At 36.0% G+C, this 22,574-nt stretch carries 17 protein-coding genes; 4 read left to right on the top strand and 13 right to left on the bottom strand.

What is annotated here, in order from left to right; genetic code table 11:
• Positions 1 to 278 precede the first annotated feature (278 nt).
• From AQF98_RS05895 to tgt, 3 genes are all read right to left on the bottom strand, one after another.
• Complete coding sequence (locus tag AQF98_RS05895) at positions 279 to 1,169, bottom strand: DMT family transporter (RefSeq protein WP_055130991.1); 891 nt, start codon at positions 1,167 to 1,169, stop codon at positions 279 to 281.
• Between the two features lie 529 nt (positions 1,170 to 1,698).
• Positions 1,699 to 2,802: an LptF/LptG family permease gene (locus AQF98_RS05890; protein WP_055130990.1), complete on the bottom strand. Its 1,104-nt coding sequence runs from the start codon at positions 2,800 to 2,802 to the stop codon at positions 1,699 to 1,701.
• A complete protein-coding gene (gene tgt / locus AQF98_RS05885; protein ID WP_055130989.1) occupies positions 2,803 to 3,933 on the bottom strand; it encodes a tRNA guanosine(34) transglycosylase Tgt in 1,131 nt (376 codons plus the stop codon).
• A 320-nt stretch (positions 3,934 to 4,253) separates the two neighbouring features.
• On the opposite strand from tgt, the gene AQF98_RS05880 reads away from it, so the two are divergent.
• A complete protein-coding gene (locus tag AQF98_RS05880; protein WP_235524172.1) occupies positions 4,254 to 5,282 on the top strand; it encodes a glycosyltransferase in 1,029 nt (342 codons plus the stop codon).
• Positions 5,283 to 5,294: 12 nt separating this feature from the next.
• On the top strand, positions 5,295 to 5,930 hold the full coding sequence (gene rsmG / locus AQF98_RS05875; protein WP_055130988.1) for a 16S rRNA (guanine(527)-N(7))-methyltransferase RsmG: 636 nt from the start codon (positions 5,295 to 5,297) through the stop codon (positions 5,928 to 5,930).
• Positions 5,931 to 5,933: 3 nt separating this feature from the next.
• Here the strand turns inward: rsmG and AQF98_RS05870 are convergent, their stop codons facing one another.
• From AQF98_RS05870 to AQF98_RS05860, 3 genes are all read right to left on the bottom strand, one after another.
• Positions 5,934 to 7,391 carry a TlpA disulfide reductase family protein gene (locus AQF98_RS05870; protein ID WP_055130987.1) on the bottom strand — a complete coding sequence of 486 codons (1,458 nt, stop codon included), beginning with the start codon at positions 7,389 to 7,391 and terminating at the stop codon, positions 5,934 to 5,936.
• 97 nt (positions 7,392 to 7,488) lie between these two features.
• Positions 7,489 to 9,333, bottom strand: coding sequence for a M56 family metallopeptidase (locus AQF98_RS05865; RefSeq protein WP_161805848.1), 1,845 nt, complete (start codon positions 9,331 to 9,333; stop codon positions 7,489 to 7,491).
• A 203-nt stretch (positions 9,334 to 9,536) separates the two neighbouring features.
• Positions 9,537 to 9,905 carry a BlaI/MecI/CopY family transcriptional regulator gene (locus tag AQF98_RS05860; RefSeq protein ID WP_055130985.1) on the bottom strand — a complete coding sequence of 123 codons (369 nt, stop codon included), beginning with the start codon at positions 9,903 to 9,905 and terminating at the stop codon, positions 9,537 to 9,539.
• A 145-nt stretch (positions 9,906 to 10,050) separates the two neighbouring features.
• Here AQF98_RS05860 and dprA point away from each other — a divergent pair, with 145 nt between their 5' ends.
• Both dprA and AQF98_RS05850 read left to right on the top strand, forming a co-directional pair.
• On the top strand, positions 10,051 to 11,142 hold the full coding sequence (gene dprA, locus AQF98_RS05855) for a DNA-processing protein DprA (protein ID WP_055130984.1): 1,092 nt from the start codon (positions 10,051 to 10,053) through the stop codon (positions 11,140 to 11,142).
• A 132-nt stretch (positions 11,143 to 11,274) separates the two neighbouring features.
• The gene (locus AQF98_RS05850) at positions 11,275 to 12,636 is read left to right on the top strand and encodes a pyridoxal-phosphate dependent enzyme (RefSeq protein WP_055130983.1); all 1,362 of its coding nucleotides are present in this window, start codon (positions 11,275 to 11,277) and stop codon (positions 12,634 to 12,636) included.
• A 58-nt stretch (positions 12,637 to 12,694) separates the two neighbouring features.
• Here AQF98_RS05850 and AQF98_RS05845 read toward each other — a convergent pair whose 3' ends face one another.
• The 7 genes from AQF98_RS05845 to AQF98_RS05815 all read right to left on the bottom strand — a co-directional run bounded on the left by AQF98_RS05845 (position 12,695) and on the right by AQF98_RS05815 (position 22,571).
• Positions 12,695 to 14,746 (bottom strand): tetratricopeptide repeat-containing sensor histidine kinase, encoded by a 2,052-nt coding sequence (locus AQF98_RS05845; protein WP_055130982.1) that lies wholly within the window; start codon positions 14,744 to 14,746, stop codon positions 12,695 to 12,697.
• Positions 14,747 to 14,748: 2 nt separating this feature from the next.
• Positions 14,749 to 16,074, bottom strand: coding sequence for a UDP-N-acetylglucosamine 1-carboxyvinyltransferase (gene murA, locus AQF98_RS05840; protein WP_055130981.1), 1,326 nt, complete (start codon positions 16,072 to 16,074; stop codon positions 14,749 to 14,751).
• Positions 16,075 to 16,118: 44 nt separating this feature from the next.
• Entirely contained in the window at positions 16,119 to 16,793 is a 675-nt protein-coding gene (locus AQF98_RS05835) for a DUF4290 domain-containing protein (RefSeq protein WP_055130980.1), read from the bottom strand.
• A gap of 188 nt (positions 16,794 to 16,981) precedes the next feature.
• The gene (locus AQF98_RS05830) at positions 16,982 to 19,267 is read right to left on the bottom strand and encodes an ATP-dependent helicase (RefSeq protein ID WP_055130979.1); all 2,286 of its coding nucleotides are present in this window, start codon (positions 19,265 to 19,267) and stop codon (positions 16,982 to 16,984) included.
• Between the two features lie 288 nt (positions 19,268 to 19,555).
• On the bottom strand, positions 19,556 to 21,064 hold the full coding sequence (locus tag AQF98_RS05825) for a PH domain-containing protein (protein WP_055130978.1): 1,509 nt from the start codon (positions 21,062 to 21,064) through the stop codon (positions 19,556 to 19,558).
• The gene (locus tag AQF98_RS05820; protein ID WP_055130977.1) at positions 21,064 to 21,594 is read right to left on the bottom strand and encodes a PH domain-containing protein; all 531 of its coding nucleotides are present in this window, start codon (positions 21,592 to 21,594) and stop codon (positions 21,064 to 21,066) included. The genes AQF98_RS05825 and AQF98_RS05820 overlap by 1 nt, the downstream gene beginning before the upstream one ends.
• A gap of 59 nt (positions 21,595 to 21,653) precedes the next feature.
• Positions 21,654 to 22,571 (bottom strand): GDSL-type esterase/lipase family protein, encoded by a 918-nt coding sequence (locus AQF98_RS05815; RefSeq protein ID WP_161805847.1) that lies wholly within the window; start codon positions 22,569 to 22,571, stop codon positions 21,654 to 21,656.
• Positions 22,572 to 22,574: the final 3 nt, after the last annotated feature.

Raw genomic sequence — 22,574 nt, 5'->3', positions numbered from 1 at the left:
TTTAGGCTTCTTTTTACATTCCAAATGAAGGTTTTATGGTGGGTAAAAAGAGCTGCTAAATACTGCTGTTTTGAGGTTCAAAAAGGAAGGTAGTTAGAGGGGTGTTTACTGCCAGTTTTGTGACAAAAATGAGAGGCGATTTCCTATCCCCTACCCTTGGGTATAGGCTAGCATTTGTCTTGTAAATTAAGGCCAATATCAGACTTGATATACCGTCGTTTTATAACATAAGTAGTGCTGGTTTTTTGATCGAAAACCCGTTCGATGAAAGGGAAATGTTAGGCCTTATTTCTTCTTCTTTTGTAAACCGGATAGCAGAAGACTGCCGCCAAAATAAGGAGCGAACCTAGGTAAAAACCACCTGTCATTTGCTCTTTTGAACCGAATAAAATGAAGGCTAAAACAATACCATAAACAGGTTCAAGATTGGTGATCAATGCCACCCTAAAAGCAGACAAAGTTCGCATTACACCTACCCCGGCAACATAGGCAAGAGCCGTACAAACGGTGCCTAATACCATTAAATAAAACCAGTCGGTTACACTTAAATTAAACGTTTCAGTGTATATACTTTGGTCAAAAAAACGATAAATCGTAATCCAAAAGAAAGCTCCGGTAAGCTCATAAAAACCTATAATACTTGGATTGGTATGCTGTACAAATGTAGAATTAATGGTCGAAAATAGGCTTGCAGCCAGGGCAGCTAATAGGCCAAATATAATGCCTGTGGTGTAATTGGTCTCAAATTTAAAGATCAAATAAATACCTAAAATGATCACTAAACCAATAAAAATATCTCCTTTTGAGATGCGCTGTTTCTTTATTAAAGGCTCTAAAATGGCTATAAATAAGGTAACAGAAGAAAGGCAAATTAAGCCAACAGAAACATTCGCAACCTTAATAGAATGAAAGAAAAAGATCCAGTGTGCAGCCACTATACTTCCAGTAAAAAAGAACTGTAAAAATTGTTTTCTGCTGATCTTAATACTTGTTTTAGATAACAAAAAATAGACAAATAAGCTGATACTGGCAATCAATACCCTATACCATACCATTTGTACTGCATTGATAGAGATAAGTGCTCCTAGGATGCCTGTAAAGCCCCAGATAAAAACTGTTAAATGTAGAATGAGAAGGTTTTTATTGTCTTTAGATTGGATAAATTTCATGAGGTATTGCTAGTTATTCGTTAGTGATTTAAGTAGGGAATGGGGAATAGTAAATAGGAAATAGACGAAGTTGTTCGTTCACTAGCTCATTAGTTCAAGTAAGAAATAGGAAATAGATTCAATAGTATAAAGTAGTTAGTACAAAGTATAAAGACAGGCTGGTTAATTAGTCAGTAGGGAATAGTAAATAGGGAATTGGAAATAGTAAATAGATCAAGCTGTTGGTTAATTAGTACTTAATATAAAAACTCAGTGAAGCATCCCAATTTTGTGAATATCCTTAACAAACATCACGTTTTGTGAATACTTTTAACTCGTAACCCGCAACTTATAACTTTACACTTTCAACTTTCCACCCATTTTCCATCTTACCTCTTCCATTTATTTTATTGTTTCATTGGTCAGAAAGTTGTTAATCAGGAAATTGTTAGTCCGAAAGACACAAAGTTGGGGTTCCGAAGTTAAGCGGCTTTAAACCTTTAACCTGCAACTTAGAACTTTTAACCTTCAACCTTTAACTTACAACTTACTACTTAGGCGCCCTTCTCAGCAAATAAAAGCCCAAAAGGCCAAAAAATAAGGTCGGGATCAATGCTGCGGCAAGCGGTGGAAGACCACCTTTTGTAGAAAACATCTTTGCAAATTGATTGATTACTATATAAACAAAACTGAAAAATATACCCAATCCCAAAGGTAAACCAACGCCGCCTCTAACTTTACGAGAAGACAAGGCAACCCCAATTAAGGTGAGTACAAAGGCAGATAAAGGCTGGAACCAACGTTTATATTGCTCAAAAAGCAAGTCGCTCATAATACCAGAACCTCTGGTCTTCTCTTTTTTAATCTTATCACTTAATTCTTTGTTGGTCATGCTTTCAAAGACGTTGTCATAAGCAGAAAAGTCATTTGGACGCATATCTAAGATGGTGTCTTTAGCTAAAGACATTCCACTAATCATGTTTTCTTTAAGGTCGTTTATATCACGAACGGTATAATTAGACAATTTCCACTGTCTTTTTAAAGAATCCCATTGAATGGTCTCGGCAATCAATTTTTTGCGCAATACATCTCCTTTAAACTTATCGAGCGAAAATCGATAGCCAATATTGGTTTTGTTATCGAAATTATCAATATAGATATAGGTATTGCTATCCAGTTTCATGTGGATATTCGACTTGGTAAAGGGATCGTTCTTTTTCACATATACATTCTCAAAGTTGTTCTTGATCTGATTGGTATAAGGAAGAATGTAAAGGTTTGAGATGAGATTGGCGGTGAAAATGATAAAAGCAGAGATAAAATAAGGTCTTAAAAAGCGATTAAAACTTACGCCACCACTTAAAATAGGTACAATTTCTGTTTGATCGGCCATTTTTGCGGTAAAAAAGATCACCGCAATAAAGTTGATCAATGGCGAAAGCATGTTCACATAATATGGGATAGAACCTGCATAATATTGCGTTAGTACCTGCCAAGCGCTTAAGTCGTTCTCTAAAAAATCATCTAATTTCTCCGAAAGGTCAAAAATGACAATAATAATGACGAACAATACTAAGGTATATAAAAATGTACCTAGGTATTTGCCAATAATAAAAGCATCAATGATTTTTAAACGCCGCTTAAAGAGATTCATCTATAATTTATTCCCTAATATAGTTACCATTTTGTTTTTCCAAGCGTAAAACTCGCCCGAAATGATTTTTTCTCTGGCTTCATTTACCAACCATAAATAAAAATGGAGGTTATGTAAAGTGGCAATTTGGGCGCCTAACATCTCTTTAGAGTGCATTAAATGCCTTAAATAGGCCTTGCTGTAAACTTGATCGGCATGCAGGTCGCTGTCAGCATCAATAGGAGAGAAATCGTTAGCCCATTTTTTATTGGTGATATTGATCATGCCATTTTTGGTAAAAAGCATCCCATTTCTGGCATTTCTGGTAGGCATAACACAATCAAACATATCTACACCTAACGCAATATTCTCTAAAATATTGATTGGCGTACCAACTCCCATTAAGTATCTTGGCTTATCGGCAGGTAAAATATCACAAACAACTTCTGTCATTCCATACATTTCTTCTGCAGGTTCGCCCACAGATAAACCACCTATGGCATTGCCCTCACGGTTCATTGAAGCTATAAATTCGGCAGATTTTACCCTCAAATCTTTGTATACAGAACCCTGTACAATTGGAAATAAGGTTTGTTCAAAACCATATTTAGGTTCAGTGGTATCTACCCGATGGCAACAACGTTTCAACCACCTGTGGGTCATGTTGATAGAATTGGCAGCGTATTTATAATCGCATGGATATGGCGTACATTCGTCAAAGGCCATAATGATATCTGCCCCGATGGTTCTTTGGATATCCATGGCGTATTCTGGTGTAAACAAATGTTTTGAACCATCAATGTGCGAACGGAAAGTAACCCCTTCTTCTTTAATTTTTCGAACTTTACTTAAAGAATACACCTGATAACCACCACTGTCGGTTAAAATGGGTTTGTCCCAGCCAATAAATTTGTGCAATCCACCAGCAGGTTCAATAATGTCTAAACCCGGCCTAAGGTATAAATGATAGGTGTTTCCTAATATAATCTGAGCTTTAATATCATCTTTAAGCTCTCTTTGGTGTACCGCTTTTACCGTCCCAGCTGTACCTACAGGCATGAAAATGGGTGTTTTTATATCGCCATGTGCAGTTGTAACTGTTCCCGCTCTGGCTTTAGACAACGGATCGTTTGCCTGTAAAGTAAATTTCATATCTAATTTATTCCTCTTCAAAAATCTGTCAAAAATAGGAAGAATATTCCTTTTATCGGGTATAAGATGGGCGGCTTTGTTGGTGCTTGTTTTCGTGCTTAACCTTTTAATCTTATCAGTATCCGATTGATCGCCGATTAATTTGCTCCTTTTTCGGTTTTTTTATCAACAACAAGCCACATTGTAGATTAAAAATGAGACATTTGCTAGCTTTCAAAAATACCATCGTGGAATTAAATATCATAGAGACTAGCCTGCTCGGCGCCCTAATTTTTTGTTTTCTGGTTCAGCTGTATTTTAGTCTATTTGTGCACTTAAAATTGGCATCAACAAAGGTTCAAAGTATTCCAGAAAATGCCCTAAACCCTATTAGTGTTATAGTTTACGCCAGAAATGAAGCTAAAAGTTTAGAAAAATACCTGCCTAATCTATTCAATCAGAATTACCCAAATTTTGAGGTAGTTGTGGTTAACGATAGGTCTTGGGATGGTACCGACGATCTTTTAGAAAGGTTAGCCAAGCAATATACCCAACTGAAAGTGGTTACCGTTGCCGAAGGAGACAAGTTTATTGCAGGCAAAAAATTTGCAGTAACCATGGGTATTAAAGCCTCGAGTTACGATTGGTTGGTGCTTACCGATGCAGATTGTGAGCCAGCTTCTGCCAATTGGTTAATGGGCATGCAGCAACCAGCAGCAGAAAGTACCGAAATTGTAATCGGTTATGCTCCACTAATGAAAAAACGTGGATTTTTAAATGTAATGATCCGTTTTGAAACATTTTTTAAAGCAGTGAACTACTTGGCTTATGCCTTAAAAGGAAAGCCTTATATGGGCGTAGGTAGAAATTTAGCCTATAAAAAATCTTTGTTTTTTAAAAATAAAGGATTTGCAGCACACATGCACATTGCAGTTGGTGATGATGATCTTTTTGTAAATTCAAACGGAAACCGCAACAATACCGAAGTCCAGATCAATAAAGAAGCCCAAGTATGGGGCGAACCTAAAACTTCGTTAATTGCTTATTTAAGAGAAAAGAAAGTACAGAAAGGTGCTAAGGTATTATATAAGTCGGGGCATAAACTGATGTTAGCGATCCAGGCGATAGCCTATTTTTTGTTTTATGCTTTTACCATTGCTTTGTTGTGTTTTAAAGCTACCTTATACTTGGCCATAGGTGTTTTTGTATTGAGCCTTATTGTAAGGTGTCTGATCTATCCACGTTTGCTAAAACGCTTAAATTATGGCGAATTAAGGTGGTGGTTTCCATTATTAGACATCATTTTGTTTGTTTTTGTAGTGTTTAATAGCTTTCTATCTATATTTGTTAAAAAAGTACAGTGGAAATAACCCAACCTCATTATGTCTGAAGTTAAACCTGATCTCATTTTAAAATATTTTAAAGACTTAACCGAAGAACAAATTGCCCAGTTTTCGCAATTGTACGAGCTGTATAGCTTTTGGAATGCACAGATCAATGTCATCTCTAGAAAAGACATCGATGAGCTGTACGAACGCCATATCTTACATTCGTTAGGTATAGCCAAATTCTGTAGTTTCAAAGCGGGCGAAAGTGTGCTAGATGTAGGTACTGGTGGTGGTTTTCCGGGTATTCCCTTGGCCATTCTATTTCCAGAAACACAATTTCATTTGGTAGATTCTATTGGTAAAAAAATCAAGGTAGTTTCAGAGGTTGCTGCAGCTTTGGGTCTTAAGAATGTAAAAGCAAGCCATTTAAGAGCAGAGCAGGTTACCGATAAATATAATTTTGTAGTTTCTAGGGCAGTAACTAGGTTAATCGACTTTTACCCTTGGATTCGTGGTAAATTTGCCAAAGAAAATAAAAATGCCATCCAAAACGGGATCCTCTATTTAAAAGGTGGCGATTTAACTGAAGAAATCAAAGAATCAAAGCTGAAAGCAGAATTATATCCACTTTCAAGCTATTTTGATGAATCGTTTTTTGAAACCAAATATGTGGTTTACATTCCGCAGTAAATGCTAATTCTGCATTAAAAACTTATTCAAGATACTTTTAATATCTGTTCCATCTGGTCCAGGTGCATTTTGGTAAACCAATTGTCCCCTTTTGTTGTAGATCAGGTACCTGGGGATAGCCGCCATTTTAAGCTGTTTAGGCAAAGCCGCATTTTTGCTATCGAACATAATCAAGCTATAAGGATCATTCGTTAACTTTTCGTCGCTGGCAGCTTTGGCCCAGTTGGCAAATTGTGTATCCATAGAAATATATACAAACTTAACTGCTTTGCCTGTATAGGCCTGTTTAAGCGCTCTTGAGGCAGGCATGGCAGCCCGGCAAGGTGCACACCAACTGGCCCAAAGGTCTACGTACACTACATTGCCCTTAAGGCTGTTCAATAAGGCCGAAAATTCTATCTTTTTACTTTTAGATAGATTGCCCAATAGGGTAGATCCAGTCGATTGCAGTAGGTAATCATCAAAATTGTTTTTCAGGTAATCGTTAAAACGATCGTCTTTTACATCACTTTTAAATTTGGCTAAATAGCTGTTGAAGTTGATTTTGCTATCTTCTTCGTATATTTTTTGGAGGCAGAAGAAAAGAATGTAGTTTTTTACCAACTCATTCTGTACACTGACTTTTACTTTTTCGTAGGCAATTTTGTAGTCAATACTCCTTGATTGCGCTTTTACAATTTTGGGTACAGCAAGTTGATCGCCCCATAAATAACGCCAATTTAAAAACTGAATAAAGAAATCGTTATACAATAAAGTATCGTTATTGATCACATCCTCTATAGAAAATTGCTCTGGGATGGTTTGTAAGAGCGGTTTAAACCGTTGCTCAAAAAGCACTGTACTTAAAAAATTGGTGTATTTGTACTGTTGGCTATAAACTTGATAAAGAGTGGTTGATAATAGATCTTCCTTTTTTAATGAATCCAGGTAATTTTTACGGATCATATAATTTGTATACAGCTTATTAAATTGTTGCGCTAAAGGAATTGGTTTGTCAAAGCGAAACAAATTATCGCTTTTTAAAGGTTCATTAAACCTTTTTTTTGCCACTAAGCTAAAGTTCAGGTCAAATGGTTTGGTTGGTCTATTGATCTTGGTTACCAATGGAACATCATCTTTAAAAGTGAAAAAGACTGTATCGCCCTGTTTAAAATGATAGTTGAACGTTACATAATTGTGAAAGAGATCAACTGGTAATGTTTCTTGAGCGGTGTTTATTTTAATGGTATCAACTTTTGTCTTATTGTTGAGTTTTATTTCAGCTCTGACCAAATCATTCCCATAATACCTTATTTGGTTGGGAGTGTAAAATAAGCCTTGTTTAGGTTCAACAGCAGCAGGGTTTTTATCGAAAACCAATACGATCTGGTGATTCTTTTGAACAACATTGGTTTGATCTTGACCTAAAATACCAAGCAAGCAGAATGGGCTCAGTAGATAACCGAAAATATAATTGAACATAAGGCAGAAAGAAATTAAATGAATACTTGGAGCCATTAATCTTTAAGCCTAAAAACTTAGACTTAAAGATTTAAAAGGATTGTTGGTGAACTCAATTTTAGCGATTCTTTTGACCTACAGGGGTCATCGAACTGCCAATAATTTTAACAGAGGGTAGTTTTTTTTGATCTGCTTTAATTTCTTGCTTGATAGTTTTGTCATCTATTGTGATGCTCGGTAGTTTTTGGATCGATTTAAAAATCTCTTCATCAGGTAATTTCTGATCCGCTTTGATTTTATAGGTGGCTGGTTTATCACCTACGGTAATAGCGGGTAACTTTTGGATCAATTTAGCTACGTCTTCTTTTTTGCGCTGTTCTTTTTCAGGATTAGCTTCTTTGCCAGCTACTGTTACCGCAGGTAGTTTCAGTATCAGCTTGGCCATATCCTCATTCACACGTTTGGTAGGTACTTCTTTTACTCCGTTTTTTATTGGTTGTGTATAGAGCTTAACAGTATCTATTTTTTGTTTTGAGCCCTTTTTTGATTGAGGCATTGGAGAAATTCTAACTTCTTGTATGGCTAATGACTCTACTGTAGGTGGAACCTTAACTTCGGTAATGTATTTAACTTTACTGCCCTTAATCACAACAGCGCCGTTTTTCCCTCTTTCAATTCCATATACCTTAATGGCTTCAACCGGACTAAGGTAACTGACACTTTCGGTTTCGGTAACACCGTGGAAAGTGCTATTGTTTGTAATTGGATCTCCATTAACAATGATGTAACGCTGATCTGTATTAACCATTTGATTCAGTTTTTTATTGTATCGATGTTTGGGCTGAAAACTGGTCTGTACGTCAGGTTTTACAACTGGAGGAGGGAATTTGATTTGGTCCATAGTTGGTGGAGGAGGCCCATCTGCAGGGGTTTTGATCCATTTGATCTCCTTTCCATTAATTTCTACTGCTCCAAATTTGGCCTCATCGCCATATTTTTTGATTGCTTGACCAGCATTGAGCTCTTTTTTACTTTGGATGTTGGTAACGCCATAAAAGGTATTCAAATTGTCGATTCTCTTGCCATTGATTACAATGTATCTCTTTTCTACAGACCTAATTTTACGTGTTTTACTATCGGTAATTAATAATGGGATGAAACTATTGGCCCAGGTCATCTTAGCCTGTTTAACCGGCACTTCTTTTACAGCTGATAATTTGAGTGTAGTTGGCGGCACATCTTGCAAAGCAAGGTTTACAGATTCGCTTTTCTCCGGAAGCAAATCTACAAAACCATAATCTTTGGTAAATGCCATAGTAGAAGTACAAAGCATTGCCCCGCCAAGTGGCAGAACCAGTAGCAACCTGAGCTTGGCCCATCGTGCTGTTCGTTTTTTGTTTAACATGTTAATTCTCCTTTTTAATATTGATTGATTGAAAATTTGGTTCGTTAATGGGTTTGGTGCAACTCCAAAAGAGTTTTCGATTAAAAACATGGCATACTCATGTTTTTGGATATCACTACTGGTTGTTAACTCATCTGCAATATATTCGTGCAAAAGTTTGATGTCTTTTTTAATGAAATAGAGGATAGGGTTAAACCAGCAAATGATCTGTAAGAGCTCGAAAAATAAGATATCGAAGCTATGTTTTTGCTGAATGTGTACCATTTCGTGTTTCAGAACGGCTTGTTTTTCTGCAAGTTTTGGGTGGATGAATAAGAGATTAAAGAATGAAAAAGCAGCGCTACCATCATTTAACTCTACCAATGTAATTAAGCCTTTGCGCTGTTTTTTAGCACTTAGCCAAAGTTTAACAATTTTAGAAAGGCTAAAGGCCAATTTAAAAGCAAAAGCCAATGCAACAAGCAAATAAACAGGATAAAGATAATCGGTAAATTTAAAGGGTTCCTCTACAAGGTTTAAATTCACCGTTGTAATGCCTTCGCCTGCTAATGTGGGCATGGGGTAGGCCACATTTGTTATAACTGGGGTAGGTTTTAAATAACCAAGTTGTAAAATAGGTAATATAAAAGCAGTTATACTACTTAATAACAAATAGTAGCGGTTACTGTTATAAAATGTTTCATGTTGCAAAAGCAAACGATAGAAAACATAAAAAACAAGTAAGTATAAATTTGCCTCGAGCAAGTAGTATAACCAGTCCATTATTTTCTGTTTTTAAGTTTTTCGGCCATTGCTATTAATTCATCAAGCTCTTGCATGTCCATGTTTTTCTCCTTTACCAAAAAAGAAACCAAGCTCTGATAGTTGTTTTCAAAATAGTTGTTCATTACTTTATCAAAAGCAAAATGCTTGTATTGTTCTTCACTAATGATCGGAAAATAGATATGGGTATTGCCAATAGCTTTATGGTCAATAAAACCCTTGGTTTCTAAAACCCTGATTACAGTAGATACGGTATTATAGGCCGGCTTAGGAGGATCCATTTGATCAATGACATCTTTTACAATGCCTTCTTTCATTTCCCATAGGATTAACATGACCTGTTCTTCTGCTTTTGTTAACTCTCTCATTATACTTTTTTCTTTGTTGTTAATTTAAATGTACGACTATTTTTATAGTTGACAAACTATTTTTGTAGTTTGGTTTTAATTTATTGATTTACAGTTAAATAAAATTCATTTAGATATCAAAAATTAAATACTTACATTAGTTTAAATGAGTTTAATACACAAAATAGCGTTGAGTTTAATTAAAGGAGTGGGACCTATGTTGGCTAAAAACCTTCTGATTCACTTTGGTACTGCCGAAGCTGTTTTTGCTGCAGATAAAAATCAGCTATTGAAAACAGAGGGTATAGGCGAAAAGATTGCCAATGCTATTTTGCAGCACAATGCCATAGAAAAAGCCCAAACGCATATAGAATTTATTGAAAAGAACAACATCGAAGTTTTGTTTTATGCCGATGATAATTATCCGAAAAGATTGCGAAATTGTTATGATGCACCCTTATTGCTCTATTATAAAGGTACAGCCAACTTAAACCATACCAGAATTGTAAGTATTGTAGGTACACGAAAAGCCACAAACTATGGTAAACAACTCTGTAAACAGTTGGTAGAAACCTTACAGCCCTATAATGTAGTTGTAATGAGTGGTTTGGCACATGGCATAGATGCCATTGCGCATAAAGAGAGTTTAAATAACGATATTCCAACGGTTGGTGTACTAGGGCATGGCTTAGACCGGATTTACCCTGCTATACATAAAGAATTGACCAAGAAAATGGTACACAATGGAGGCTTATTAACGGAATTTTTGCCAGGCACAAGTCCAGATCGAGAGAATTTCCCAAAAAGAAACCGCATAATTGCAGGCATTGCCGATGTAACTATTGTTGTTGAAGCTTCTTTAAAAGGAGGTGCACTGATTACCGCAGAAATTGCCAATTCCTATAATAAGGATGTATATGCTTTTCCAGGCCGTACAAATGATGAATTTTCTGCCGGATGCAACTTTCTGATCAAAACCAATAGGGCAGGGCTGATCAATGACCCCAAAGACCTGATTTATTATTTAGGTTGGGACGATGAAAAATTGAAAAAAGTAGATATCCAAGCGCAGTTGCCACTTCATTTAACACCAGACGAACAAAAAATAGTAAATATGCTTAGCCAAACAGCTTTAAGTATTGACGAGCTCGCCTTAAAAGCAGATTTGCCCCAAAGTAAATTGGCCATTGTATTATTAACCTTAGAAATGCAAGGTGTACTGGTTTCGTTGCCCGGTAAAATATATAAGCTGTCGTAATTTTATAGCATTTTTAGTATACTAATTAACTAGATTATAGAATATTATTTTTTGTATTCTATTTTTAAGAAATTAAGTTCCGAATAAATATTAAGTTATAAAATACTTATTGTCATTGCGTACTTTTGTAGCATGTGGTACAATAATATTTTAGAAACCATTGGTAACACGCCATTGGTTAAATTAAACAACATTACTAAAGATGTTCAGGCTACGGTTTTAGCTAAAATTGAAACAACCAATCCCGGAAATTCTATTAAAGACCGTATGGCGGTAAAAATGATAGAAGATGCCGAGAAAAGTGGAAAACTGAAACCAGGAGGTACCATTATTGAAGGTACATCTGGTAACACCGGAATGGGTTTGGCAATGGCTGCTATTATTAAAGGGTACAAATGTATTTTTACCACAACAGATAAACAATCTAAAGAAAAAGTTGATGCCTTACGTGCTTTTGGCGCCGAGGTAATTGTTTGTCCAACTAACGTAGACCCAGAAGATCCGCGTTCTTATTATTCAGTTTCTTCACGTTTAGAACGTGAGGTACCTAATTCTTGGAAACCTAACCAGTACGATAATTTATCAAACAGCCAAGCGCATTATGAGCAAACTGGGCCAGAAATTTGGAAACAAACCGAAGGCAAAATTACACACCTGGTTGTAGGTGTAGGTACCGGAGGAACAATTTCTGGAACTGGAAAATATTTAAAAGAGCAAAATCCAAACATTCAAATTTGGGGTATTGATACTTATGGTTCAGTATTCAAAAAATATAAGGAAACAGGCATTTTAGATAAAGACGAGATCTATCCTTACATTACTGAGGGTATTGGAGAAGACTTTTTGCCACAAAATGTGAATTTCGATATCATTGACCTTTTTGAAAAAGTAACGGATAAAGACGCCGCTTTAATGACTAGAGATATTGCTCGAAAAGAGGGTATTTTTGCGGGTAACTCTGCAGGTTCTGCAATTGCAGGTCTTTTGCAATTGAAAGATAAATTAAAACCAGAAGATGTGGTGGTGGTTATTTTTCATGATCACGGTAGTAGGTATATGGGCAAAATGTACAATGAAGATTGGTTGCGTGAACGTGGTTTCTTAAAAGATGAAAAATTAACAGCCCGCTCTATTATTGCCAAACGCTCTAACCAAGAAGTAGTTACCTTAGATTGTGAGAAAACAATTGTTGAAGCAATCAATATCATGAAAACATTGAGTATTTCTCAATTGCCTGTTACACAACAAGGAATGGTAATTGGTAAGATTACAGAAAGTAACGTATTGGAAGCTTTATTAGAAAATCCATCTCTAAAGTCTAGTTCTGTAAAAGAAATTATGACCGCATCTTTGCCTTTTGTTGACCTAAATACTTCAATTGATAAAATATCTTCGATGATCAATAAAGATAACAGTGCCGTATTGGTAGAAGATGAGCAAGGAAAGTTCGAAATCATTACCCAATATGATATTATAGAAGCAATTTCTGGTTAGTAGTATAATCAGACATTCATACAAAAAAACGTCATGGACTACAATCTATGGCGTTTTTTTATTTAGGCAGTTGGATAAAGAAAATGGTGCCGCCGACTGGATTGGCCTCAAACCAAATTTTACCATTATGGCCCTCAACAATCTGTTTAGAAATAGATAGACCTAAGCCATAAGGCTTTTCTCCGGCTGTTCCAGAACGTTTGGTTTCGGTAAACATATCAAAAACCCGTTCTTCAAAATCTTTAGGAATACCAATGCCAGTGTCGCTTATTTTAATAACAAGCTGATCTGCTCCATCTTTAATATCAATTGCGATGGTAGATCTTTCATGACTAAACTTAATTGCATTTACAATAATGTTGTTAAATACACGCCATAACTTATCTGCATCTGCATGCACATAAAAGTCTTCATGCGTTTCAAGCACTATGTTTTGGTGTTTTTCGTCTGCTTTAAAACTTAGCAGCGAAATACATTGCTGTAGCAATAGTTTGATATTGAATCTTTCTTTTTTAAAAGTTATGCTTTCAGCACCGTGGGCTGGCAAAATAGAATTAAGTAGTTCATTAATTAAGCCCAATGCATTATCTGCAGATGCTCTGATGATTTCTAAAGAAGCTTTTTCATCAACAGGTTGATGGTCTTCAATTAAAAAAGATGAAATTCCGGCAATACCACTCAATGGGTTTCTCAAGTCATGCGCCATTACCTTCATTACCCTTACATAATTTTGATTGGCATCTTCCAATTTTAATAAGGTTTCTTGTAATGTTTGATTATGGCGTTCAATAATTTGACTACTTTTTCTAGCCAGTTTAATATTTCTGAACATTAAAAAGGCAATAATGATTACCATCAATAGCAGAAATGCAATAAAAATGAGATAGATACTTTTGGTAGCGTCTTTTTTCTCTAAAGTTTGAAGGTTATAATTTTGCTCTAAATTGGTAAAATCTTTCTCTACATCAATAGAAGCAAGTTTAGCGTGATCTCTTTCAATAGAATCTCGCAATAGCAGGTATTGTTGTTGGGCGTTATAAGCCAACTTAAATTGACCTTGTTGTTGATAAAATTGCGATCTAATTTTATTCCACTTCGCTTCTAAGTCTGCATTTGGCGATATGATTAAAAGCGTATTGGCTTGACTAAATGCTTTTTCAGCAGCTTTATAATTGTGTTTCTGCGTATATAAATTAGCTAATTTGATGAGTGGCGGAATATTTACACTGGTATCTCCTGAGTATTTAGTGGCAATACTTCTTTGTAATAACTCTTCGGCTTTAACCAAATTTCCTTTTTTAAGGTAAACACTACCTAAATTATCTAATACAATAGTGGCCGCATCATTTAAGGCTTTAATGCTAATTTTAGGGTTAGTTCTTGAGGCTTCGATATGCTCTAAATCCTTTTGATAAAAGTATTGGGCACTATCTAACAGGTTGGCTCGCTCATAACAAAAGCCAATATTGTTCAATAAACCCTGTATTTCATAAAATTTCTTTAACGGATTGGTATTGCTGTTACAGGTTTTTTCCAATTCGTAGCCTTCTTTGTAACAACTGGCCGATTTGGTAAATTTACCTTGCACATAGTACACATTGCCTAAACGTACACTTAATATCCGATTGTGGCAGCTATCAAGATTTTTCTTTCTAAAAGATCGTGCCTCTAAATAATATAAAACCGCCTGAGTATATTTATTAGAGAGATATAAAGCATCTCCTTTCGAAATTAAGGCTTCTAAATAAGCTGTTTTGTTCTCAGCAATAAGATCTGGGTCGTTAAAAAGAGCAATGGCGCTATCTGCATAAAGATTAGCTTGATCTACTTTTTTTAGATTTGCCCTAGTGTATAACTGTTTGATCTGATACAGTTTAACTAGTCGACTGATGTCTTTTTTACCGATATGTTTTCGAAGAGCGTTTAAGGTGTCAATATACGAATCGGTAATTGGATCAAGATCTTTGTATTTTAAGACTTCATCAATCTGTTTGCCTTCTGCTTCGGGGGTAGAATTTTTACAACCACTGATCCAAAAAAAAAGTATTAAATATATAAATGCAAATGATCTATAATTTAATACTTTTCTGATGGCGTTATGGTCTGTCATCTTTAATGACTTGGACCAGAGCCCTCTACCCGTTTAATTTGCGCACCTAATGCACGTAAACGGATATCGATATCTTGGTAACCTCTTTCAATTTGTTCAATGTTGTAAATGGTTGACGTTCCTTCTGCCGATAATGCAGCAATGAGTAAGGAAACCCCAGCACGGATATCAGGAGATGTCATGCTAATTCCGCGAAGTTTATATTTTTTGTCGATACCATTAACCGTAGCACGATGTGGATCACATAAAATAATCTGTGCACCCATATCTATCAATTTGTCGACAAAGAACAAACGGCTTTCGAACATTTTTTGATGGATAAGTACAGAACCTCTTGCTTGTGAGGCTACTACCAGCACAATGCTTAATAAATCTGGTGTAAATCCTGGCCAAGGCGCATCGGCAATAGTTAAAATTGAACCATCAATAAAAGTATCAATTTCATAATGTTTTTGAGATGGGACATAAATGTCGTCGCCTCTGCGTTCTAACTTGATGCCCAGTTTTTTGAAAACCTCTGGTATTACACCAAGCTCATCATAACACACATTTTTGATCGTAATTTCAGACTCTGTCATGGCAGCTAAACCAATAAAAGAGCCAATTTCAATCATATCTGGCAACATCCTGTGTTCAGTTCCGCCTAGTTTTTTAACGCCCTCGATGGTTAATAAGTTAGAACCGATACCAGAAATTTGTGCACCCATGCGATTCAGCATTTTACACAATTGTTGTAAATAGGGCTCGCAAGCAGCGTTATAGATAGTGGTAGTACCTTTGGCTAAAACCGCTGCCATTACAATATTGGCTGTTCCAGTTACAGATGCCTCGTCTAATAAAATGTAAGCACCTTTTAAATTGGTGGCATCAACATTGAAAAATGCTTTCTTAGAATCGTAAACAAACTTTGCACCTAGTTTTTCAAAACCAATAAAGTGGGTATCTAAACGTCTACGACCAATTTTATCGCCACCTGGTTTTGGAATTGCTGCTTTACCAAAGCGGGCCAATAATGGACCAACAATCATGATAGAGCCGCGTAAACCTCCTCCTTTTGCTTTAAAAGCATCAGATTGGAAAAAATCAAGGTTAATGTTTTTGGCTTCGAAAGTATAAGTGTCTTTGTTAATGCGTTCAACGGTAACGCCTAAATCTCCCAATAATTCGATCAGTTTGTTTACATCTTTGATATCAGGAATATTGCTGATGGTAATTTTTTGATCGGTTAATAAAACGGCCGATAAGATCTGTAAAGCTTCATTTTTAGCTCCTTGAGGAGTAATTTCGCCTTTTAACTTCTTACCACCTATAATTTCGAATGCATTCATCTGTATATATTTATCTACTCCTTATTTAAAATAACAAGTGTTTTTTAGTGTCTTTGTTTCGGGTTGTTATTGCGTTGGCGCCCGTTGTTATTGTTGTTGTTCTGGCGACCTTTGTTGTTGTTTTGACGACCACGGTTATTATTGTTGTTCTGTCTGTTGGCCTGAGGTCTAAATTCAACTTTTTGCAAGTTTACATTTTCTTCCAGTTCTAAGTTGCCTCCAGAAAGCTCACGTAGGTTTTTAAGAATCACCTCATCAGCCACATTGTCTTTGTTCCATTGTACATAGGCCATTTTCATAAAATTGGCAATGCCTTGTACCATAGCAGATTTGCGCTCAGGATTTTCTTCTTCCATGGTTTTCGAAATCAGTTTTTCAACCGTTTTACCATAGTGTTTGTACGTGATTTTTTGCTGAGGATAGCCGATATGATCAGGTTTAAACTGTGCTGCCTCTGGCAAAGGTTTAGGGTAGGGGCTATCTACATCAATCTTATAATCGGAAATGATATGGAGATGATCCCACAATTTATGTTTAAAATCGGCAACGTCACGTAAATGAGGGTTTAAAAAACCCATCAGATCAATAACTGCCTGTGCATATTTATTGCGTTCTTCTTTAGTGGGTAAATCAATAATGTACTTCACCATGTTCTGCACATTACGACCATATTCTGCCAAAATTAAATCGCTACGCGTTGTATTATAATCGAAATTCATGAATAATTTAATTGTTGAAAATTAGCTATTGTTACGCACATTATGAAATAACCAAAACAAAAAATAGGTATTGAGAAACAAAACATATTTTTCACAGAGAAATCTTGGTTAAGAATTCATCGAAATGTTGCCATTCTTTGATTCAAAGATATGTAATTAATATGCAGCTAACAGCATTTCTACTATTTTTATTTCACAATTCGCAATTTGGCAAATTTTAATAACAATTGTTTATTTCCTAAACCTTGAAAAAATACAGTTGCTTTTACATCTGGTAAATTGCCTTCTAGGTTTACAATTTTACCAAACCCAAATTTTTCATGTTCTACATCCATCCCATTTTGGAACTCGTTGGCAGCATTAGGTGTAAAACCAGCTGTTGGTACGTGTGCCTTAGGTAAAATGGAAGTTGTTTTTGGCCTAATTACCGTTGTGCTTGTGGTAGGTTTAGGGGTAAATTCACGTTGTTGGCTCCAGGTTTTGCGTTCGCCATCAAAACTGTTCTCTCCAAAATTACTTTTTGCAGGTTTTACCACCTCTAATTCTAAGTAAGAAGGATTGATTTCGTTAATGAAACGACTTGGTTCACATGATGTTAATGTGCCCCAACGGTAACGCGAAGTAGAGTAGGTAATGGTTAATTTTTTCTCTGCTCTGGTTATAGCTACATAAAATAAACGTCTTTCTTCTTCCAAATCAGTTCTTGAGGTTAAAGACATTTGAGAAGGGAACAGGTTCTCTTCCAAGCCTACAATAAATACGTTTTTAAACTCCAAACCTTTGGCAGAGTGGATAGTCATCAAAGAAACGGTATCCTTATCTTTATCATCCTGACGGTCGTCATTGGTTAACAAGGCAATATCCTGCATAAAGATGGCCAAACTGCGGTCTTCGATATCTTCTCGTTCTGCAAATTCTTTAATCCCGTTCAGTAATTCTTGGATATTCTCATAACGGCTACGACCTTCTACACTATCGTCGGTATGTAGTTCTTTTAAAATGCCAGAGTGTTGTGCAATAAATAAGGCGGTATCGTAAGCATCTAGTTTTTTAGATTCTGCAGCAAAACTTTGGATCATTACCGCAAAATCATTTAACTGATTGGCAATCCTACCTTCAATATATTGTTGTGGATTACAGATGACCTGCCACATGGTAACATCATGTTTATCGGCGGCAACTGCAATTTTTTCGATGGTGGTATCGCCCAAACCACGACGTGGATAGTTAATTACACGTTTAATGGCCTCCTCATCGGCAGGGTTAAAGGTTAAACGGAAATAAGCGATTAAATCTTTGATCTCTTTACGTTGATAAAAAGACAAACCTCCGTAAATTTTATAAGGTACGTTGAGCTTTCGTAAAGCTTCCTCCATTGCCCTACTTTGAGCATTGGTACGGTATAAAATGGCAAAATCTTTGTATTGTATTCCAGCATTAGCTCTATCCTGTACAATGGCCTCTGCAACTAATTTGCCTTCTTCATTATCTGTAAAAGCTCTCGAAACCTTAATTCGATCTCCTTTTTCGTTTTCGGAGAATACATTTTTTTCGAGCTGGTTTTTATTGTTGGCAATGATACTATTGGCTACTTCTACAATACTTTGCGTAGAACGATAGTTTTGCTCCAATTTATAAACCTTCAACTCAGGATAATCGCGTTCAAAGTTTAAGATGTTCTGGATGTTTGCACCACGAAAAGCATAAATACTTTGCGCATCATCGCCCACCACACAAATATTTTGGTGTGCGGCTGCCAATTTTTTAACAATGGTGTATTGCGAAAAGTTGGTATCCTGGTACTCATCAACCATTAGATACTTAAACTTATGTTGGTATTTATTTAAAACATCTGGATGATTTTTAAGGAGGATATTGGTTTTGAATAACAAATCATCAAAATCCATTGCGCCAGCTTTGTAACAGCGTTTGGCATAAGTGTCATAAATTAAGCCTAACAATGGGCGTTTATTACCAGCATCTTCGGCCTGGATCTGATCATTTTCTAAATACTCGGTTGCAGAAATTAGGTTGTTTTTAGCAGCTGAGATACGATTGTACACCACATTTGCTGCGTATAGCTTATCATCCAATTGCATTTCTTTTAAAATGCTTCTGATTAAGCTCTTGCTATCGTCGGTATCGTAAATGGTAAAGTTAGAAGGATAACCAATTTTCTCTGCTTCAACCCTTAAAATTTTGGCAAATACAGAGTGGAAAGTACCCATCCAGATATTTTTGGCTTCACTACCTACCACTTTGCCAATACGCTCACGCATATCTTTACTGGCTTTATTGGTAAAGGTTAACACTAAAATATTAAAGGCGTCTACTCCCTTTTGTATCAGGTGGGCTACTCTATAGGTAATTACCCTAGTTTTGCCTGAACCCGCACCAGCAACAATCATTACTGGTCCTTCTGTGTTTTCTACCGCTGCTCGTTGTTGTGGGTTTAATCCTTCTAAATAATCCAAATCGGCTCCTGTCTTTTGAGGTTCAAAAATAGCAAATTATGTGCTTTTATCGAATTTGTTGATAAAGAAATTTATTGATTCATGTAGGGAATAGGGAATTGGAAATGGGGAATAGATTCAATAGTACAAAGTATAAAGATCTAGTAAAGCATTTCAATTTTGTGAATATTTTCAATAACTGTCACACTTTGTGAATGATATCGACTTATAACTTTCCACTTTGAACCCGTAACCTATAACTTACAACTCTCAACTTATAACTTACAACTTTGAACTTACAACTTTCTACTACATCCACTCTTCACTTCCACTTTCTATCTGATACAGCCAATAATTAGCCAAATGTTTGATCTCAGTATAATTGCCATATTTAAAATGGATGGTGCCGGCTGCTGTGTGTAAATTAACGTGGCCAACATCTACTCCTTTATGCCAAGGATATTGGAATGTGGTAATGGATTGAATTTTATGAGGGAAAATAATTTCGTGCGAAATATCCCAAATACCAGATTTCTTAATGATGAAATCTTGACTTACAATTAATCGATGTCTTTTGTAGCTGATGTAGATCATGCCAATAACCACTATAGCGTAAGCAATGGCAAGGGGATAAAAAGGTTTAACCTGCTCAAAATTGTTCCAGAATATCAAAAATATCCCAACAGGGATGGCCACCATAAAGAAAATGGGCAGGTTTAAAAAGCGATAGTTAGGAATAAAACTAGCTCCTTCTTTAGGAATTTCGCCCAAGATCATTTTCAATAATTCATCCCGCTCCGTAGGGTTACAACCCGGAACTTCCAAATTAGATTTTTGTCTTTCTTTTTCATTTTCTCCCTCTCCATCATGTGCCTGTTTCAGGTTCAGGTTAAGCATGTTGAACTTTTTCTGGAAATAATTTTGGCTATAGGTAGTAATTTGAACTTTATGTGGGCTCAATAAAGTATTTTTCTTGGCAAATAGCCCTGATGAAATGAGTAGCGAATGTTTATGTTGGCTAATTTCAAAGTCGAAATATTTAATAAAAGTTCTCACAATGTTAATGGCCAATAAGATCAACAACAATAATGCAACAAGTATACCTGCAGAAAAGAGCGAAACACCACTTTTTATGGCGGCTTCAACCTGTCCATCGTCAGTAGCAAACGCTTTTAAAAGTTCTTTGGCATTGTGAAATAGGGCATAGGCAAAACCCGTTAATAAAGCCAAACTACTCCCGTAATGAGAGGTTAGCCCAACCTTAAATAAAGTAGGGATGCTAATTTTTAAAAATGGAATTTTGCTTTGTGTTTGTGGCTGTTCTTCAATCAAAAGATCTTGATTTATCGCAGTTTGATGACCATTTAACAAACGTTCTTTCAAACTGTAGGCAATTTGTTCGTCAATAGCTTTGATGCTTACTTCTTTGCGGTCTCCACCAGGAGTGTCTATCTGTAAACTATATACACCAATAATTTTCTGTAAGAGTGATTGGTTGATGTTTACTTGTTGAATTTTGTCTAACTGTATGGTTAACAATGTTTTGTTAAATATTCCTTTGTTAATGATAAAAGCCTGGTTTGCTTCATCTAAATAGAAGGTAAATTTCTTGTAGTTAAAATAAGAATAGACCAGAATAATGACCACTAATGAGGTTATCCCCAATCCGGTATATAAAAGCATATCTTTTTGTGCCTTAACAATAAAAATTAAGATGGGCAAAATTAAAGCCCTAATGACATGTTGCAGCGTATTTGCAGCCATGATGATGATCCCTGCGGCAGATTGTCTTTGAGGTTTACTGAAATCGTAATTCATTAATCTACAGCTAAACTTTCTAACAGATCTATTCTTTTAAGTAGTGCCTCTTTAATCACATTGGCTTTTTCGACAGGAATTCCAGCAATATGCATATGGCCAGCGCTACCACCAGCGGTATGGATTTCTAAAGTGGCTAAACCGTACATTCTCGAAAAAACACCTTCATCTAAGGCCACGTGCTGTATCCTGTTAAGCGGAACAATTGATGTTTTTTCAGCAATAATACCACTTTTATAGACCATGTCTTTCTCACGGAGGGCAAATCCTCTTTTTTTGAAGCTTGCCCTGTGAATTAGAAAAAGGAGGATAGTGAAAATCAAAAAACCACCAATAATTGGATAGATATAGGGTTTAACATGTACGTTTAACCAAAGAAAAATACCAAGGCCCGTACCAATTACAAATAAGAAAATGCAGGTGTTGATGACGATCACTTTCCAGTATTTTTTGTCGGGAGCCGTCAATACAATTTCCTGATATTTTGGGAGCTGATCTAGATCGATGTTTTCATTGGTGAAATGTTGCATTTGTCCTTATGTTTATGCTCTAAAGATAACAATAAAGGAATAAAGTAAATAGGCTAATGCTATCGAACCACGATCATCTTTTTTGTGGTTACATATAAACCAGAACTAGTGGCTACCCTATAAATATAAACACCCGGTATAAGGTAATCTAAATTGATCTGAATGGTATGTTTTCCAGTATTTAAATATTCGTTCAGCACGGTTTGGATCAGTTTACCTTGTATGTTATAGAGTTTAAATTCTACTTTATCTGCCTCTGGCATAATGATATCTACAGCAGTAGTGTTTTTACCAGGGTTAGGATAATTTTGGCTAACGGTAAACTGCAAAAACCTTTCGGCAATAATTTTATTGATGGTATCAAAAAGCACAAAGCTAATTAACCTATTGCCTCTTGCATTGGGGTGTACAACATCTTGGTAAAGGGTGAAATCTCTGCGCATGGCTGCATTGATATCCCCAAGATAGATATTGTATTCTTTAATCAAACGTTTATACATATCGTTAATTGACTTAACCAATACATTTACCCTTCTATAGAGAGCACTGTTTCTGTCGTCAAAATTTTGAAGTGTACATACAATCGGTACCAGATTTTGGTTGAGCGATTTTACAATTAAAGCACGCATGTTGGTTTCAGTTTGGGCAAGGGTCATTTTGCCTGCATCGATCTGTAGCGCATCGTTGGCTCCAATTAGTATGACAATAAAACCGGTTTTGCCTGCAATGGCATTATCAATACGCGATAAACCTTGGGTAGTAGTTTCGCCACTTACCCCATACTTTTGAATATTGATGGTTTTATTGAGGTAACAATTGAAAAAGTTAGTGGTAAGATACGATTGAAAGTTAAGCCCATTAACCCCTTCTACAGTGCTGGCACCAAAAGTAACCACGTTTACACTGTCTTTTGAAAAATATTTGGCAGACTCAGGACAGCTGGCTCCGGTAATTTGAGCAGTTGATTGTAGAGACAAACA

The organism is Pedobacter sp. Hv1, assembly GCF_001412215.1.
Taxonomy (GTDB): Bacteria; Bacteroidota; Bacteroidia; order Sphingobacteriales; family Sphingobacteriaceae; genus Pedobacter.
The sequence above is the reverse complement of the archived record's forward strand: the minus strand, read 5'-3'. Positions and strand labels throughout refer to the sequence as shown.

Excerpts from the sequence above, each read along its gene's own strand:
- AQF98_RS05890 (WP_055130990.1), bottom strand. The coding sequence starts at position 2,802 with ATGAATCTCTTTAAGCGGCGTTTAAAAATCATTGATGCTTTTATTATT.
- AQF98_RS05895 (WP_055130991.1), bottom strand. The coding sequence starts at position 1,169 with ATGAAATTTATCCAATCTAAAGACAATAAAAACCTTCTCATTCTACAT.
- AQF98_RS05850 (WP_055130983.1), top strand. The coding sequence starts at position 11,275 with ATGTGGTACAATAATATTTTAGAAACCATTGGTAACACGCCATTGGTT.
- AQF98_RS05865 (WP_161805848.1), bottom strand. The coding sequence starts at position 9,333 with ATGCCCACATTAGCAGGCGAAGGCATTACAACGGTGAATTTAAACCTT.
- AQF98_RS05825 (WP_055130978.1), bottom strand. The coding sequence starts at position 21,064 with ATGAATTACGATTTCAGTAAACCTCAAAGACAATCTGCCGCAGGGATC.
- AQF98_RS05860 (WP_055130985.1), bottom strand. The coding sequence starts at position 9,905 with ATGAGAGAGTTAACAAAAGCAGAAGAACAGGTCATGTTAATCCTATGG.
- AQF98_RS05820 (WP_055130977.1), bottom strand. The coding sequence starts at position 21,594 with ATGCAACATTTCACCAATGAAAACATCGATCTAGATCAGCTCCCAAAA.
- tgt (WP_055130989.1), bottom strand. The coding sequence starts at position 3,933 with ATGAAATTTACTTTACAGGCAAACGATCCGTTGTCTAAAGCCAGAGCG.
- murA (WP_055130981.1), bottom strand. The coding sequence starts at position 16,074 with ATGAATGCATTCGAAATTATAGGTGGTAAGAAGTTAAAAGGCGAAATT.
- AQF98_RS05870 (WP_055130987.1), bottom strand. The coding sequence starts at position 7,391 with ATGTTCAATTATATTTTCGGTTATCTACTGAGCCCATTCTGCTTGCTT.
- AQF98_RS05845 (WP_055130982.1), bottom strand. The coding sequence starts at position 14,746 with ATGACAGACCATAACGCCATCAGAAAAGTATTAAATTATAGATCATTT.
- rsmG (WP_055130988.1), top strand. The coding sequence starts at position 5,295 with ATGTCTGAAGTTAAACCTGATCTCATTTTAAAATATTTTAAAGACTTA.
- dprA (WP_055130984.1), top strand. The coding sequence starts at position 10,051 with ATGAGTTTAATACACAAAATAGCGTTGAGTTTAATTAAAGGAGTGGGA.
- AQF98_RS05835 (WP_055130980.1), bottom strand. The coding sequence starts at position 16,793 with ATGAATTTCGATTATAATACAACGCGTAGCGATTTAATTTTGGCAGAA.